Annotated in this window: 15 protein-coding genes; 1 reads left to right on the top strand and 14 read right to left on the bottom strand. The window is 49.5% G+C overall.

Features of this window, described 5'->3' with window-relative positions:
- Positions 1–57: 57 nt before the first annotated feature.
- Both gltS and BUB38_RS06500 read right to left on the bottom strand, forming a co-directional pair.
- Positions 58–1,248, bottom strand: coding sequence for a sodium/glutamate symporter (gltS, locus tag BUB38_RS06495; RefSeq protein ID WP_073158816.1), 1,191 nt, complete (start codon positions 1,246–1,248; stop codon positions 58–60).
- 9 nt (positions 1,249–1,257) lie between these two features.
- Positions 1,258–2,220: a TAXI family TRAP transporter solute-binding subunit gene (locus tag BUB38_RS06500; protein ID WP_083541986.1), complete on the bottom strand. Its 963-nt coding sequence runs from the start codon at positions 2,218–2,220 to the stop codon at positions 1,258–1,260.
- A 58-nt stretch (positions 2,221–2,278) separates the two neighbouring features.
- Between BUB38_RS06500 and tsaA the strand changes: the two genes are divergently transcribed.
- A complete protein-coding gene (gene tsaA / locus BUB38_RS06505; protein ID WP_249269385.1) occupies positions 2,279–3,109 on the top strand; it encodes a tRNA (N6-threonylcarbamoyladenosine(37)-N6)-methyltransferase TrmO in 831 nt (276 codons plus the stop codon).
- Here tsaA and BUB38_RS06510 read toward each other — a convergent pair.
- The 12 genes from BUB38_RS06510 to BUB38_RS06560 form a co-directional block, all read right to left on the bottom strand.
- Entirely contained in the window at positions 3,101–3,928 is an 828-nt protein-coding gene (locus BUB38_RS06510; RefSeq protein WP_175547649.1) for a tyrosine-protein phosphatase, read from the bottom strand. The two genes, tsaA and BUB38_RS06510, sit on opposite strands and share 9 nt — an antisense overlap.
- A 116-nt stretch (positions 3,929–4,044) precedes the next feature.
- A complete protein-coding gene (locus BUB38_RS06515) occupies positions 4,045–6,591 on the bottom strand; it encodes an NHLP bacteriocin export ABC transporter permease/ATPase subunit (RefSeq protein WP_073158821.1) in 2,547 nt (848 codons plus the stop codon).
- Positions 6,592–8,730 (bottom strand): NHLP family bacteriocin export ABC transporter peptidase/permease/ATPase subunit, encoded by a 2,139-nt coding sequence (locus tag BUB38_RS06520; protein WP_073158823.1) that lies wholly within the window; start codon positions 8,728–8,730, stop codon positions 6,592–6,594.
- A complete protein-coding gene (locus BUB38_RS06525; RefSeq protein WP_073158825.1) occupies positions 8,730–9,239 on the bottom strand; it encodes a hypothetical protein in 510 nt (169 codons plus the stop codon). The genes BUB38_RS06520 and BUB38_RS06525 overlap by 1 nt, the downstream gene beginning before the upstream one ends.
- Positions 9,240–9,416 (bottom strand): bacteriocin, encoded by a 177-nt coding sequence (locus BUB38_RS16005; protein ID WP_112131996.1) that lies wholly within the window; start codon positions 9,414–9,416, stop codon positions 9,240–9,242.
- Between the two features lie 30 nt (positions 9,417–9,446).
- The gene (locus BUB38_RS06530) at positions 9,447–9,848 is read right to left on the bottom strand and encodes an ATP-binding protein (protein ID WP_073158827.1); all 402 of its coding nucleotides are present in this window, start codon (positions 9,846–9,848) and stop codon (positions 9,447–9,449) included.
- Between the two features lie 37 nt (positions 9,849–9,885).
- Positions 9,886–10,182, bottom strand: a complete 297-nt coding sequence (locus tag BUB38_RS06535) for an STAS domain-containing protein (RefSeq protein ID WP_073158829.1) — start codon at positions 10,180–10,182, stop codon at positions 9,886–9,888.
- 126 nt (positions 10,183–10,308) lie between these two features.
- Positions 10,309–11,412 carry an SDR family oxidoreductase gene (locus tag BUB38_RS06540; protein ID WP_249269384.1) on the bottom strand — a complete coding sequence of 368 codons (1,104 nt, stop codon included), beginning with the start codon at positions 11,410–11,412 and terminating at the stop codon, positions 10,309–10,311.
- The gene (locus BUB38_RS06545) at positions 11,409–11,963 is read right to left on the bottom strand and encodes an NUDIX hydrolase (protein WP_073158831.1); all 555 of its coding nucleotides are present in this window, start codon (positions 11,961–11,963) and stop codon (positions 11,409–11,411) included. Before BUB38_RS06545 ends, BUB38_RS06540 begins: the two co-directional genes overlap by 4 nt.
- Positions 11,964–11,971: 8 nt before the next feature.
- Entirely contained in the window at positions 11,972–12,886 is a 915-nt protein-coding gene (locus BUB38_RS06550) for an MBL fold metallo-hydrolase (protein ID WP_073158833.1), read from the bottom strand.
- A gap of 197 nt (positions 12,887–13,083) precedes the next feature.
- The gene (locus BUB38_RS06555; RefSeq protein WP_083541989.1) at positions 13,084–14,325 is read right to left on the bottom strand and encodes an MFS transporter; all 1,242 of its coding nucleotides are present in this window, start codon (positions 14,323–14,325) and stop codon (positions 13,084–13,086) included.
- 100 nt (positions 14,326–14,425) lie between these two features.
- The gene (locus BUB38_RS06560; protein WP_073158837.1) at positions 14,426–15,586 is read right to left on the bottom strand and encodes a class I SAM-dependent RNA methyltransferase; all 1,161 of its coding nucleotides are present in this window, start codon (positions 15,584–15,586) and stop codon (positions 14,426–14,428) included.
- Positions 15,587–15,696 lie beyond the last annotated feature (110 nt).

The raw sequence follows: 15,696 nt of genomic DNA on the forward strand, positions 1-15,696 counted from the left end.
TAAGCTCTTATACCTCAGAGCGAAGCGACCTCATTCCTCAAAGGCCGAAGGCCGACCCTAGAACTGGTTGATGAAGAAGGTGATGCAGAGGCTGTTGATGAAGTCGGCGAACATGCTGCCGATAATGGGCACAAGCAGGTAGGGCTTCACGGCGGGGGCGTAACGGTGTGTCAGTGCCTGCATATTGGCCATGGCGTTGGGGGTGGCTCCCATGCCGAAACCGCACACACCTGCCGAAAGCACTGCGGCATCGTAATCGCGACCCATGACGTTGAACACCACGTAATAGGCGAACAGGAACATGAGCAGTGTCTGGGCGCAGAGCAAAATCACCAGGGGCAATGCCAGGGAGGCCAACTGCCAAAGCTTCAGGGTAATCATGGCGATTCCCAGGAACAGGGAAAGGCAAATGCCACCAACGTCGCGGATTTCACCCATATGGACTTCGTACTTGCTGCTATACTCGCAGATGTTTCTCATGATGGCGGCGATGATCATGGCGCCAATGTAAGAGGGGAACGTCATGCCAGTCTTTGAAAGGAGCGTGGAAACCAATGTTCCGAGGCCCATGGCGATTGCCAACTGGAATGCGGCGGTAGAATAGCGCTGTGCGGAACGGCGATACTTGCTCTGTTCCTCTTTCAGTTCCGCCTGGTTTTGAGATTTGACTGTTTTGAGCAAGTCGTGCTTGATAATCAACTTTCTACCAATGGGGCCGCCCATCAGGGAACCTGCCACAAGGCCAAATGTGGCTGCTGCGGTACAGAGGGTTGTTGACCCTTCCATGCCGAAGTCCTCGAGAACGGGGCCGAATGCGCCCGCTGTTCCGTGGCCGCCAACCATGGAAATGGATCCAGCAGAAAGTCCTACCAACGGGCTGACGTTCAAGAGGTTGGCCAAGGCGACTGCCAGGGAATTCTGGAATACGATCAAGACGCAGACGCAAACCAGAAGCAATACCAAGTTGATGCCTCCACTTTTTAAGATTTTAAGGTTTGCGTTAAATCCTACCGAGGTAAAGAACACCATCATACAGATGGATTTAAGAGTCTCGTCAAAGGAAAATTCCAAGACGTTTAATTTGTATAGAATGCAGGAAATGAAGGCGAATACGATACCGCCCACAACGGGTGAGGGAATGCAGAATTTCTCCAGCAACTTGATTTGCTTTTTCAGGTTGGCGCCGAATACAAGAACTACTACGGCAAGGGCCAATGTCTGATACATGTCTAAAGAAAGTTTGTACATCGGGTCTCCTTAGTCGCCAGTAGAAGGAATGGGGCCGCGGCCGGGCAGAGGTGCGGCAATTTCCACGTTCATGTTCTTGGTCTTGTAAACGGCCGCTGCACCGGGGTGAAATCCCACAGGAATGCCTACAGTCTGCTGAGCGCCTACGGTGAAAATTTCTTCGGTGATTTTTGCGACGGTTGCGCTGTCCAAAAGCTGACTTGCCACGAGAACGGCCTTGGCTCCGAGAGTCTGCACCGCAGAATCCTGGCCCGCGTAAGTGTTGGCGGGAATCTCGCTTACGGTGAGTTCTGGGTGCAGGTTCATGATGCGGGTCATGTCTGCTGAATCCAGAGAAATAATGCGGATGTTCTTGTTTGCAGAAAGCTCGCTGATAGAGGGCGTGGGAATGCCAGCGGTGCAGAAGAAGGCGTCAATGCGACCTTCGCGAAGTGCTGCTGCGGCGTCCTTGAAATTGAGATTTTCCTTCTGGATTTTTTCAAAGGTAATGCCGTAGGCTTCCAGGATGATTTCTGCATTGCGCAACACACCGGATTCCTCTTCGCCAACGGAGACGTGGCGGTTTTGCAAATCGGCTACGGTCCTGATTTCGGAATCGGCCGAAACCACAATCTGGATGGATTCGGTGTAAAGACCCGCCACCGCAGAAATTGCAGAAACCTTGCGGCTTCTCATCAGGTGATCCTTGAGGATGTCTGCCTGGACAATTCCCAGGTCAATAAAACCTTCTTCCATGAGGCGGATGTTGGCGTGGGAACCAGCAGTGTTCTTGGGCTGGATTTTGAAAGTCTTGCCGGCGCCGTTGATTTTTTCGGCGAAGGTGGTGGCGAAGGTGTCGTAGAGACCGCCTTTGTTGCCTGAACCAAAACGAACATTTGCGTTTGCGGAATCGCAGGCGTTAAAGAGAAATGCTGAGGCTGTTGCTAAAACGGCAGTGGCCAAAACCTTGGATAAGAAAGTCGATGGTTTCATTGGATAACTCCAGTGGAATAGGGACTAAGGTAATAATAGAAATTCTAACTTTGTATTCATGGAAGTGACTCCCATTGGTACATTTTTTGGCGATGCTGTATACAAGTACGAGGCTCCCCGACAGGGTCGACTTTTCGCTGGGCATCCGGGCCGCATTGAACTGAGTAAAGGTCAGAATTTTGAAACGGCCTTGCGGGACCTGGATGGCTTTGAACGTATCTGGGTCATCTTCCAATTTCACGAAAATGAAGGTTGGCGCCCCACGACAAGGCCTCCTGTACCGCCCAAGGGCAAGGACCGCGTAGGAACCTTTGCAAGCCGAAGCCCCTATCGCCCCAATTCCATTGGCCTTAGCTGTGTTCGCTTGCTGAAAGTGGAGGGATTGACCCTTTACGTGGATGAAGCGGATTTGCTAAACGAAACTCCCGTGCTGGACATTAAACCCTACATCCCCATGGCCGATGCGTTCCCTAACGCGAAAGCGGGCTGGGTTGACGAACAGGATGGGGAAAAATGGCAGGTGAGTGCGTCTGACTTTTTTGTTAAACAGAACGAGTGGATTGCTGAACGCAGTACCTTTGACCTGTACAGCTTTTCTCAGGTGCAGTTGGGCCGAGGCGGTTTTAGCGATGGTGTTTTTGACGGCACTCGTCGACGTTTGACTTTGGATGAAAATGCAAAAACAGGGGTGCTTGCCTACCGCACATTCCGAATAGCATTTTCCTATGATGAATCTGCGCAGCGTGTCACCCTAGAAAAAATCTCCAGCGGTTATTCCGCTGAAGATCTTGAAACAGGTTCGCCTGATAAGTATGGCGATAAGCAACTGCACCGAGACTTTCTTGTTGCCTTTGCAGAAGCTTCCTGCGTTCAACGAACTCTATTCTAGATAGAAAGAACGAAGGAGTTCTCTCTTTTCTGCGGTTAGGCCGATTTTCTGCTCCATATAGTCTTCCATGGAACCGAAGTTTGCGTTGATATAATCCAGGGCGCGTTTCATATAAGAGGGGTTCACGCCGAGCATTGCCTGGATAACACCTTGATGCTCCTTGGAAAGTCCCTTATCCTGGGCGACTTTGAGAGCGACGTCAACCATGGTTTGATAGGATTCGTTGGACTTTGCGAAATCTTCCATGATAGATGTGCTGTCTACGCCAAGGGCCGAAAGAATGAAAACTGAAGCCAGTCCTGCGCGGTCCTTGCCTTGGGAACAGTGCCACAAAATGGTGCCGCCCTGGGTGGCGAGAATGGAATCGAACATTCTTGAGTATTCCTGCTGGGCGTGCTCCTTGGCGACTAGACCTACGTACAGGTTTTCCATGACGCTGTCAAAGACACCCGTTTGCACGAAGTCGGCGAGATGTGCTGCCGCTTCTTCGTTGAATGTGTTGGGGTTCATAGCCTTCCCGATTTTAACGCCTTCCTCGGTTTGCTTGACGCTTGATGTTTTTTGGGGAAGCGCCCCCAGTACGTTAAACCATATATTCTGCGCGCCAGAAATTTCAACGTCCAGATTATTTTCGCGTTCCTGTTCCGTGCGGAGATCGCAAATCAGTTTGAGGTTCAAACCTTGCAAAAACTTGACGTCATTTTCGCTGGCTTTAGCCAGGTTGGCCGACCGGAAAAGAACGTTTGACTTTACCTGCTTTCCGTTGGAAGTCTTGATTCCTCCCAGCTCTCTTACGTTAGCCACGTTTTCTAGTTTCATAACTCTTTCCGTGTGTTTTAAGACCGCTGTTTCCTTGTGTTCTACTTCGCTGTTGCAGGCGAGAATGTTCGCCGCGATCATTGTCGTAAGAACCATTTTTGCAATATTTTTCAATATCATAAATTCTGTCTAGATGATAAATCGTAAAAGAAACCTTTCTTGCCCATAAGCTCTTCGTAGGATCCGGATTCAACAATTTCACCCTTGTTTACAACGATGATTCTGTCGCAGTGAATGACCGTGCTTAGGCGATGGGCTACGACAATCTTGGTGCATTTCATTTTTGAAAGGGTCTCGCCGACGATGGCCTGAGTTTGGTTGTCCAGGGCTGATGTCGCTTCGTCAAAGAATAGAACTTTGGGTTTGCCGACAATGGCTCTGGCAATTTGAATTCTTTGCTGTTGTCCACCCGAGATCGTAGAACAGCTTCCCGAAAGAACAGTATGAATGCCCATGGGCATTTCCTGGATGTCTTTTTCTAGGCCGACATTTTTAATTACTTCTTGAACTCGATCTAGAGTTGTCTTTGGATGGGCTACAGTAATGTTTTCAAAAATAGATCCTGAAATCAGCTTGTCATCTTGCAAGACCACACCAAAATATTTTCGAAGTTCCTTCTTGTCAATTTTGTCGATGTCGTTCTTGCTGTAATAAATTTTTCCAAGGGTAGGCTTCTCGAATCCAAGCAGTAATTTTAATAGGGTAGATTTTCCGCTACCGGAACTGCCAACGATGCCGATGTATTCCCCTTCCCTTATGTTGAGGTTGATATTTTTTAGTGTCGGGGTTTCGGCACCCGGGTAAGAAAAACTGACGTTGTTTACTTCAATGTCGCCTGCGATTTTGCCTGGCAGTAGGGTATCGTCAGAAGTTTCGGGAAGTTCATCCAGAATGACTTTACATTCGTCAAACATGGGGATTGCCGTTACGGCAGAGAATGCCTCTACAAGGCAGAGGATGATGGCGTTGGAGAACAATCCGAATGCAGAAACGAATGCCAGGAACTGACCGGTGGACAACGTTTCTGTGTGGCTGGCCAGATAGAAAAAGCAGATGCTTTCAAAGATTTGGAGCGCGTTAATAAATATGTTGAACTTATTTTGCGTCCATTCCTGTTTCTGTTCCATTTTCTTCTGTTCTGCATAGAACTTCAGATATTCAAGAATGAAGCGGTTGCCGGCGTTTGCGATCCTGATGTTTGAAATGCCGTTGATAGCCTGGATCATCCAGCTGGAACCTTGATTTCCGCTTCTGATGATCATGCGCTCGACATCAATCTGCCGATGGCAAATGATAACCGCCACGACAGCGATAAGGACTGTCAATCCGACTCCTATGAGGGCCAGCGAGGAAGATATAGAAACCATCTGGCAGAAAAAGAAAACCGAGAAAATTCCGCCAAGGAGCGTTCTAAATAAACCGTTAGAAAGAAGACTGAAAATTCTAACTGGTTGCAGTGCCTTGATGGTCAATTCTCCGCTAGGGAATTTTTGAATGAAACTTTCGCTTAAAGAAAACAGTCGATCGAAAACGGCACTCTGTATGCTGATTTTCATCGTGTTGATGCTACGAAGCATGGCAAAATTTTTGACCAGGGCGAAGGCGGCGCTGCCTACGGCAAAAACAAGTACGACGAAACAAATTTGAATGAGTTCGTTCTTGTTCTGCAGGGGGATGACCTTATCGAAGATGATCTGGTTTAATGCCGGCAGGAACATGCCGATGCATGTGCATATGAGCGAGAGTAATGCGAATGTGAAAATGTCTCTTTTCTGGATGTCTTTCAATCCAAACAATATCAAGTCCCTTAAACCAATTTTCTTGTTGGGGAACGGTCTATAGAAAACAAATGCACTAGGTAAGATTTGCTGAGCGTTTGATTCCGTTACGGCAGAAATTTCACCTGTTGCCGGGTTGCATACTTTGTAGACTCCATGGCCGTAACACAGAAATGCCAAGGGTTCGCCGTCAGAGGAATATCCCAGGAAAGAACCGCAATCCTTTTTGAACCAGTCCGCTTCCAGAATGACCGGACGGAGGGTTACATGGCTTATTCGAGTTATGTCGTTCAGCTCAAAACGCTTGCCGCAGCTTTCACGAATACGGTCGATAGAAGCGATTGAAAAACCTTGGTGAATTCCCAAACTGTGAATCGCGTCGTAAAGGTTGTTGCCCGTGCGGCTCGACAGGAGTTTCTGATTTTCGCGCTTTTCGAAAAAGTCATAGATAATCTGGAAACTTTTTGCAGTGGTCTTGCGCTGTTCTTCGCTGGTGGCGTAAATGGTACCTTCTTCCTTGATGAGGTTCAGCCTGTATTTTTCTACAACCATTTCGTTGTAGGAATCTTCATCAAAGTATCTGATTCCGATTTTTTTTGCGAATGTGGCGTTGGCATTGGATATGTCTTCGGCGGATGCGGAGTTACCTTCGAGCTTTACGTGTTCAAGGGTAGAAATGCCAAAACTCCAGTGGCCAAGTAATTCGGAATCGATGCAGAAAGATGGGAACTGTTCGCCCGCAGAAAGTTCACAGAGGAGGATTCGTCGCCCTGCGGCATTTTCTTCAATTGGGACGATGTAGATAAGGGCAGACCCTTCTACCACGGTAAAAATGGTAGGCTCGCTAGTCAAATACAATTTGCCGCTCTGTAAAGAGATTTCCATTTACATGCTCCTTACTAGGGTTTGATAGGTTCCTTCTGCATTTACTAGTGATTCGTGGTTGCCCCTTTGAATGATTTTCCCGTGCTCCATGACCAGGATTTCATCGGCATCACGAATAGTGGAAAGTCTGTGGGCGACAATTAGACATGTACAGCCGCGTCGTTTGATATTGTCGAGAATCTTCTTTTCGGTAATGGGGTCGAGAGCGCTGGTGGCCTCATCCAGAATAAGGATGGTGGGATTCTTTACCAGGGCTCGTGCAATTTCAAGACGCTGACGTTCTCCACCCGAAATATTTGCTCCGCCTTCAGCCAGTTTGAAATCGTATGCGCCTGGCTTCGAGATAATCATGTCGTGGATGCAGGCGTCCTTGGCGGCTTGCAGAATGTCGCTTTCCTGCGTTGTAGAATTCCACATGGTCAAATTGTCGCGAATGGTTCCGTTGAAAAGGGAAATCTGCTGGCTTACAGTAGAGATACTTGCCGAAAGAACGTCTTGCGGAATCTTGCTGACAGGAATGTCGTCGCAAAGCATTTCGCCATTCCAGGGCGCGAATAGGCCGCTGACGATTTTTGAGACGGTTGACTTTCCGCTGCCCGATGAACCCACCAATGCAATGGACTGCCCACTGCTCAGTTTAAAACAGAAATCCTCCACAAGGGCTGGCTCCAAGTTATTGTAACCGTAGGAAATGTTTCGCAACTCCAGACGTCCTGAAAGTTTTGTTTCCATATGGATCTTTTCGGTTTCCTTGAAGGTCTCGTCTTCGGGGTAGCTTTCTATGTCGTCAACTCGATTCAAGTCGGCCTTAAGGGTCTGGACTTGATTGTAGAAAGTCAGCAGGTCGTTCATGGGCGACATGAATGAGGCTAGAAGCGTTGATGAGGCGAGGAGTGCGCCTGCAGTCATGGATCCGTCAATAACAAATAGAGCGCCAATCATCAACACGAGAATGCTTGAAACGATTCCTGAAATTTCGGGAATTGTAGAAAGGGATTCCTGCTTCTTTTGCAGTTGATTTCCGACATTGGCCATTTTGGCGTAATGGCCTTGCAGTATACCCATGTAGCGCGCCTCGGCGCCAGAAGCCTTCAATGTACTGGTCAGAGAAATTCCTGCAGACAGGGAACCTGCCAATTTTCCAAAGTCCTGCTGGTAACGTTGAGCCAGGTTAGAAACGGATTTTGCCTGCAGTTTCATCATCAGGGAATTGAACAGGACGTTGACTAGCCCGATCAGGGCCAGCACCACGCTAAGCTTTGCGAGGATGATAAAATAGAACAGGGCTACGAAAACATTCAGGATGGTTTCTGCAAACTGGTTGTACAGGAAACTATTTACGGATTCGTTATTGTCTATTCGGTTGGCGATGTCTGCCGAGTACCTCTGACTGAAGAATCCCATGGGCAGTCTGAACAGATGATTTATAAAACTGTAGGTGGACAGGAGGCTCTTTTTGTTCCGCAAACGAATAAGAATTTTTTCCCTGTAATAGTTCAGTATCGAGCTGAATATCAAAGTGCAGAACATGGCGCCCAGCAAAAAGTGAAGCCATTGATTATTCTGGACCGCAAGAACCTGGTCCACAAAGAATGCAGAAAATGCTGGAATCAGTGCGCCAGGCAAAATCAGCAGAAGGCCCACTGCAATGAGGGAAAGCAATGATTTTTTTTCGCCTGCCAGACGTTTCTTCAGGAGGTCTATGAAACTTTTTTTGAGGGAGACCTTCTGAAAATTTTCGGTGGGGGTAAAGGTAAGTACGATTCCCGTGTAGCTTTCGTCTAACTCCTGCAAGGTGAGCTTGCGCTTGCCCATGGCGGGATCGTTTATGTATGCGAACTTTCCGCGGGTGCCCTCATAAACTACAAAGTGGTTGAAGTTCCAGTGAATAATGCAGGGGCCTTCTGTCTGAAGAAGACCTTCAAAACTACGCTTGTATCCCTTGGCCTCGAAATTGAATTTGCGGGCCGCCTTTAGAATGTTGCTCGCCTTACTGCCGTCTCGGGAAACTCCCGTCTCGATGCGCATCTGCTCTAGAGGAATGTGCAATCCGTAAAAGGCGGTAATCATGCAAAGCGAGGCCGCGCCGCATTCGGTGGCCTCCATTTGTAGCACTGTGGGCGTTTTGGCGACTGCCATTATTTTGCCCCGGAAATAAGAAATTCTATGGGGGCCACTTCCTTAGTGATGATTTCGGCTCTTGCGGAAGTACCCTTGAGCTTGTTGGCCTCTGTGGCCTGGATTTCCACTTGTGCGAAGACGGATGTGCTGGAGTTGCCTTCAACTTTTTTTCGGAGATTTTCTACAAGCTCTTCATCTGATGCGGTGTAGGGCTTGACTTGACGTACTGTTCCGTTCAGCAGTTGTAACTGGGTGGAAATGATCGCCTTTTGACCGGCCTTGATGTCGTAGCTTTCGTTTACGGGAATAAAGCAGACCAGGGTAGATTCGTCGGAATCAAGAAAGACTCCCTCGGCAGTAATGCTTTGGGGGAGCGTTCCTAAAAATGACCAGAGGGCCACGCAGAATACAATAACAAAACCGCCCACGATCGCTATCCAGGATGATGGCGAAATTGCCACGATCATCTTGTCTAGCTGTTCGGGGGAGGATATTTTTTCTAGAGCTGTTTTTCTAAAAAGAGGCATTTAGAATCTGCCAGTTCCAGGAAGGCTTTTCTTTAGCTGGTCAATGGCTGCCTTGGCTGCCTTTACGGCGTCATCAACGAATGTTCCTGCGCCGATGGTGTTTGCTGCGTTGCCTCCGGAAACCTGATCCAGTTCGTCTTCGGAGATTTCCTGATTGATTTTTTCGTTGGTGCTCATAATATTTCTCCTTATACGTTGGCTATTGTATTAAATGGCGATTGTCATGGTCAAGACGTTTGACTCCTGAACCCTTTCGTAAGAAACGGAATTCATCATCTTCTTAACCATGAAAATTCCAAGGCCTCCAATTTCCCGTTCTTCGGCGCTGGCTGTTGTGTCAGGTTCCTTTACCTCGGTAAGAGGATTAAAGGCCTTGCCGTTGTCGCGGAGAGACATGGTTACCATGCCATTTTCCTTGCTGCAAGTGATTTCCAGCTCTGTTGCGCCGCTATAGAAAACGACGTTGCTCACAACTTCGTCTGCACAAATGGAGAGCTTTGTAGAAATCTTCATTCCTATGTCATTGTTTTCTGCCCAAAGGGATACGAATTCCTGGACGTCAGAAAGACTTTCCTTTTGAACAGGAAACGTTTTTTTCTCGCTAGCCATGTTGAGCCTTCCTTCAGACTATATGATATAGCTTTCTTTAGGCAATGTCCAGGATGTCGACGAAACCGGTCAGTTCAAACACTTCCTTAACGTTGTCGCTGACATTGATGAGTTTCTGGCTGCCGCAACCATTCATCTTTTTCTGAATCTTGAGCAGGACGCGGAGACCGGAAGAGGAAATGTATTCGACTTTGGCAAAATCCACAATGAGATTCTTGGTTTCGTTGGAAGCGGCTTCCATTTCGGTTTCAAAAGCGGGGGCGTTTGCGGTATCCAGGAATCCTTCCGGTGCAAGAACGATAGAGTCCTCTTTTTGAATCTTATTAATAACCATTGTTTGCATCCTTCTTAATGTTGATTTCACTGTATTGGTACAGGAAGTCTTATAAGGAAAATATAAACAAAAACAAACAAACTGGTTTAGAAAGCACGAAAAAACTGATTTTTGACGAAAAATGCCCTAAAAGTCCAATTTTTCACCAATGACCAAAAGTCTATAAATGGCTTCTTCGCTGCCGACTCGGTGCTTGTCGGGGCAGTTTCTGCCAAAAGTCTTGTGCCAATCCCTGCCTGTGGGAACTATGGCGTCGTCAAAAGGCCAGGGGCGGATAAAGCCTTCTGGAAGAAGACTGTAAAGTTTGCTGCTGTCGATGTCCAGGTCGCCTACGCGCGGGGGCATGGGTCCTGCATCAATTCGGGGACAACCATGAAGCAGTTCTTCGGGGTAACCTCCGATGGCGTTGACCAACTGGCCTGCGTTATAAAGGGTGACTCGGCGGGGGCCGCCACAGTTGTAAATCCCTGCAGGGAATTCGTGTTCCAGAATGTACTGCACCACGCGACACATGTCGTTTCCGTAGATGGGTCTGCGGTATTCGTCGGTATAGAGGGTGGCAGGGCGACCCGGTCTAAAACGGTAGCTGATCCAGTCGATGGCTCCAGCGCAACCGCCGGGGGCGTAATCCATAGGCAGTGGCACGCGAAGCATTACGGCATCGGGCTTGATCCGCTGGATTTCGATTTCTGCTTCCAGCTGGTGTTTGCCGTAATTGTGGATAGGATCCTTGGGCGCGTCGTCTTTGTAGGGGCGGAGTTGGGCAGTTTCTTCGCTGCCACTCCAGACCATGTCCGTTGAAATTCTTACGAAGGTGCAGTTGTAATCGGCGGCCAGCTGGGCGGCATCTACACCCTGTTCGCAGTTCAGCAGATGGCTTCGGGGTGTGTCACATTCGCAGGCCTTTAGGGCGCAGTTTCCACTGGCGTCAATGACCGTCTTGAACTGATGCTTTTCGAAAAGGCGGGTGAGGCTTGCGGTATCTTCGGCGTCGATGGCTACTACATCGGATCCAAAAACGCAGGGATGCTTGATGGGCCGGATGCCGATTAGTGGTGCCGCTGCATCAGGGTGACGGGGGGCCGGATGGATTGTTCCGCTGGTGCCGTCGCTTTCGTCGGTGCCGCCAAAAAGTTTGTTGAAGTGCCTGAAAAGGGCGTAGCCCGGAACACCGTTCAAACCGAGAACGAGAATGGGTAACTGCAGTTTTCGTGAGGCGAGCTCGATCACTTCTGGCTCAGTTTCCACTTGAGGTAACCCGCCATCTGCAACGGGTGATTGAATGTTCCGTCAAGCATTTTGGCCTGCAGTTCTTCGTCAGAAAATTCGGAGGATTCTATTTCTTCGGTTTCGTCGAAGTGGGTTTCGCCTGCTCGGATTACGCCGTCGATGAATACCACATGGAACTTTCCACGGTGACGATCCGGGTTCACCGGATATGAACCCAGGTATAAAGGCACTTGCTTATTAGCTGCGCTGGTGACTCCGTAACCGCATTCTTCCTGCAGCTCGCGGAGGGCGGCTTCTTCGGGAGTTTCATTCTTGTCGATGATTCCCGCAGGAAATTCCAATGCGATTTTTCCTGTGCCGTGGCGGTACTGTTCTGTCATGACCCATTTACCGTCTGCGGTACGTGCCAGAATCAAAACCCAATCGGGCTGCCACAATGTGTAGAAATCGTCGATGACTTTTCCGTTAGGCAGCTCGCATTTTTCCTTGGCCACTTTTAGCCAGGGTGCGTTTACCAGGTATTCCGTATCAAGAAGTTTCCAGGGTTTCATCGTGAACCTTACTTTGCAAATCCCGGCGGGGGAAGGTGCATGCCGGCCATGGTCAGGTTGTTCTGCTTGGCGTAGGCGAGAATTCGCTTGCGGGCTTCGATGGACTTTTCCTTGTCCATGTCGTAATTGGAATTGATTTCGGGATGGTCCTTCTGCAAAGCGTAACCGTGCATCAGGTCACCGATAATCAGCAAGTCGGATTTCTGGAAAACGGTGTGGCCGGGCGTGTGACCCACGGCGTCCATGGCGATGACGTTGTGGGGCAGAGTGTCGCCAAAGGCGAAGAGCTTGAGGCTGTCGCTGTATGTGTTCAGAATGCCGACGGCAAGACCGTTGTCCTTGATGTCGTTGAACCAGGCGTCCTTTTCAACTTGGCCCACATAGACGGCGGCGTTCTTGAAGACTTTTTCAAAACCGGTGTCGGTCTTGTTCACGAGACCGTTGATGTGGTCCACGTGCAAGTGGGTCAGGTAAATCTTGGTGATGGAATCGGGGCTGATGTTCAGTTCTTGCAAGTGGTTCAGCATCTGTCCGCCGAATGCTCCCAGACCTGCGTCGAAGAGGACGTATTCCCCTTGGGACTTCAGGAGGTAAGTGCTAACCGTGGCGGGAATGCCGTTAGGGAGATTCAAACTGTTGTAGAGAGAATCACTGGCGTCGCTGAACAGGTCGCGAGGGTTCAGCTTTTCGCCTGCGTTGTCCTGGATCCAGGTGACAGTGGAACCGTCTGCCAATGTGATGGTCTTGGTCACGGCACGAGCTTCCGGGGCCGTTGTGTTTTCATTTGCTACGGAAGTTTCTGCGGATTCTGTTGCTTTGACTTCGGAAGTGTTTTCAGACTTCACTTCCTGCTTGTTGCAAGCGGTGAATGCAAAAGCCAAGGCGAACGCCGGCAAGGAAATTTTTAAAAGACGATTTTTCATAAAAGAATCCTAGACTAAAGATATCAGATTATGAGATATAAGATATGAAAAAATAGGTATGAGGTACGAGGTGTGAGCTCGGAGCCTGCGGCTCCTTTCAGCGGAGAGTTTTGAGCCTTGAGCGATGAGCCAGATAATCGCGCCAGAGTCGCCTTACTTTAACACACAACTCATATCTCCCTTTAACCTTTTACGCTTTAACCTTTCTCCTTGCTCATTTCCCTTGTGTAGTATTTGCTGGTGTAACTTAGGTACATGATGTCGGCGACGAACAGCGCGGCGCTGCATGCCAGGAATACTTGCTGGTGCATCCCGAAATGCTGTGCCATGGATCCACCTGTTAGAATGCCTGCCCCGATTCCAATATCCCAGGCGCTCAGGTATGTGCTATTGGCTGTACCTCGTTGATCGTGTCTTGCCAGGTTGACGCACATAGTCTGATATCCCGGAAAAATAAGTCCCAGGCTTGTACCAATCATCAAAGCCGATGCAAAGAACAGCAAGGTCGTTCCACCGGGAATCATTGGTCTCAAAGTGCCGCAGAAGGAAAGCAGTAAGTAGGCCGCCACGTTCAAGGTCATGCCCATGCCCACCAGACGGGTAAGCCATCCTTTGTCAATCAGGCGACCGGTAAGAACGCGGTTTATAATGAGGCCGGCTGCAATCAGGGCGTAGAACCAGCCGCTTCCGCCGATGCCTTGTTCCTTTGCATAAAGAGCGATGTAGTTGGTGACGGGACCGTAGGCGAATCCTACGAAAATGAAATTCAGGAATTGAGGAAAGGCGCGGGTCAAGAAAAAGCGGTCCAGGGAAAGGGGCGGACGTTTTACCTTGGGGCGAGGCTTTACGGGAAGCGTCTTTACCAGGATGAGGCCTATTACGCAAAGGGCCACTGAAATGGCGAAAACCACGTTGCTTCCGAGACCTTCGTAAAGGAACATGCCGGTCATGGGACCTGTGGCAAAAGCCAGGTTCACGCTAATGCCAAAGTAGCCGATGCCTTCGCCGCGGCGGCTGCTAGGAAGTGCGTCAATGGCGACGGTGTTACTTGCCGTGGTAGAAATTCCGAAGAACACGCCGTGCATGAAACGGACCACTGCAAGCAGGGGCAAAAGTCCCAGAGCCCAGTAGCCCACAAAGCACAAGGTGAATGCAAAGAAGGTCCAGAAATACAGCGGCTTGCGATTGAGGCTATCTACCAGGAAGCCCGCGAAGGGCCTACAGCAGAGGGCGCCGATAGTGTACAGCGAAATGATGATTCCTGCGGTAGAATTGTCCGTCTGGAATTTTTCAAAGATGTACAACGGCAGAACCGGCAACAGCTGGTAAAAGCTGAAGAATAGAAGAAAGTTGGCTGCGGAACACGTTACAAATGGGCGCGTCCACAATGCGGGGCGGGATTCTGCGACGGAGATGTGTGATTGAGGCGCTGTAGACATGCGGACCTAACTATGAATTATAAAGTATGAATTAAGAAGCTGGATGGAGCTTTATGGGAAAAATCTCGTACCTCGTAATTCATAACTCATAATTAACGATCTACTTCTTCTCCAGCATCACGATAGTTTCGAGATGGGGAGTTCCCGGGAACAAGTCCAGGGGCTGCACTTCGCGGACGCGGTAGCCGTAACGTTCCCATTCCTTGAGGGCGGCGGGGATTTCGTCGGTGCCGCAGAAAACGTGGCACACGCGGATGGGCTTACGCATGGCGAGAGCGTGAATGACGCCCGGTTCGCAACCCTTGCGGGGCGGGTCCAGCAGAATCTTTTCCGGTTCGCCGGGCACAACGCGGGGCAGGCGCAACTGCACGAAATCTTCGTCGATCTTGCCTGCGATAAACTTGTAGTTCTTCTTCAGGTAGCGGGCGCTGGCCTTGGCGGTTTCGATGGAAGGACCTTCCCATTCGACGCCCAGCACAGACTTGGCGGCTTCGCCCAGGGCGAAACTGAACAGACCGTAGCCGCAGTACAAATCCAGGAACTTGTCTTCCTTGGTAAGGCTCAGCATTCGGCTGGCGGCCTTGATCAAGTTGTGGATCTGGCTTTCGTTAATCTGGCTGAATCCGGTGACAGGGTACTTCAGGCTGAAATGACCTAGGTTCAGAGCCAGCTCGCGGGGTCCGTAAAGCTGCTTGAAATTCAGACCTTCCGTGGGGCGCTTGGCTTCCAGATAGTAGTCGGATTCCGTGGTGTCTACATAGGCGTGGGCGGCGGTTACATTCAGTTCGCTCTTCTGCAGCACTTCGGAAATCTGCTTCAGTTTGCGGACGATGGTGGCGTCGATTTTCTTGATGTTAAAAATGACCACGCGGTAGCGGTAAGTACCACGGATGATAATCCAGTTCAAGGCATAGGCCAGGGGCTTGTAAGCCGGAGTGATCAGCTTTTCGAAAAGCAGGTCGTAAATCTTGTTGTGTTCTTCCGGTTCCAGCATGGATTCCTGGCGGTCGAACTGCAGGTTGCCCGGGACCATGGCCACGCGTCGCTTACTGGTGGTGCGGTAACCGCGGGGCATGGGGCTTGCGATGACGTTCTGCGGATTGCCTGCCAGACGGTTCACGTCCCAGAATTCCTTGATGGCCTGATTCTTGATTTTCAGTTCGTCCTTGTAGTCGAACATGGCCAAAGATTCGCCGTGGGCGGAATCGGCTTCGCGGGTGTAATTGGGGACGCAGTTTGCAATAGCCTGCTCAAAAAACATAGGTGCCTCCGTGGCGGCAAAATTTTACAAGTGCAAATGTAGAAAAACGGCGTTGGATTACAATATTTTGGACGTTTGAAAATGTTTCTTGCTTCCGGTTACTAACTAAT

Origin of the sequence: Fibrobacter sp. UWH5, from assembly GCF_900142505.1 — a bacterium.
GTDB lineage: Bacteria > Fibrobacterota > Fibrobacteria > Fibrobacterales > Fibrobacteraceae > Fibrobacter.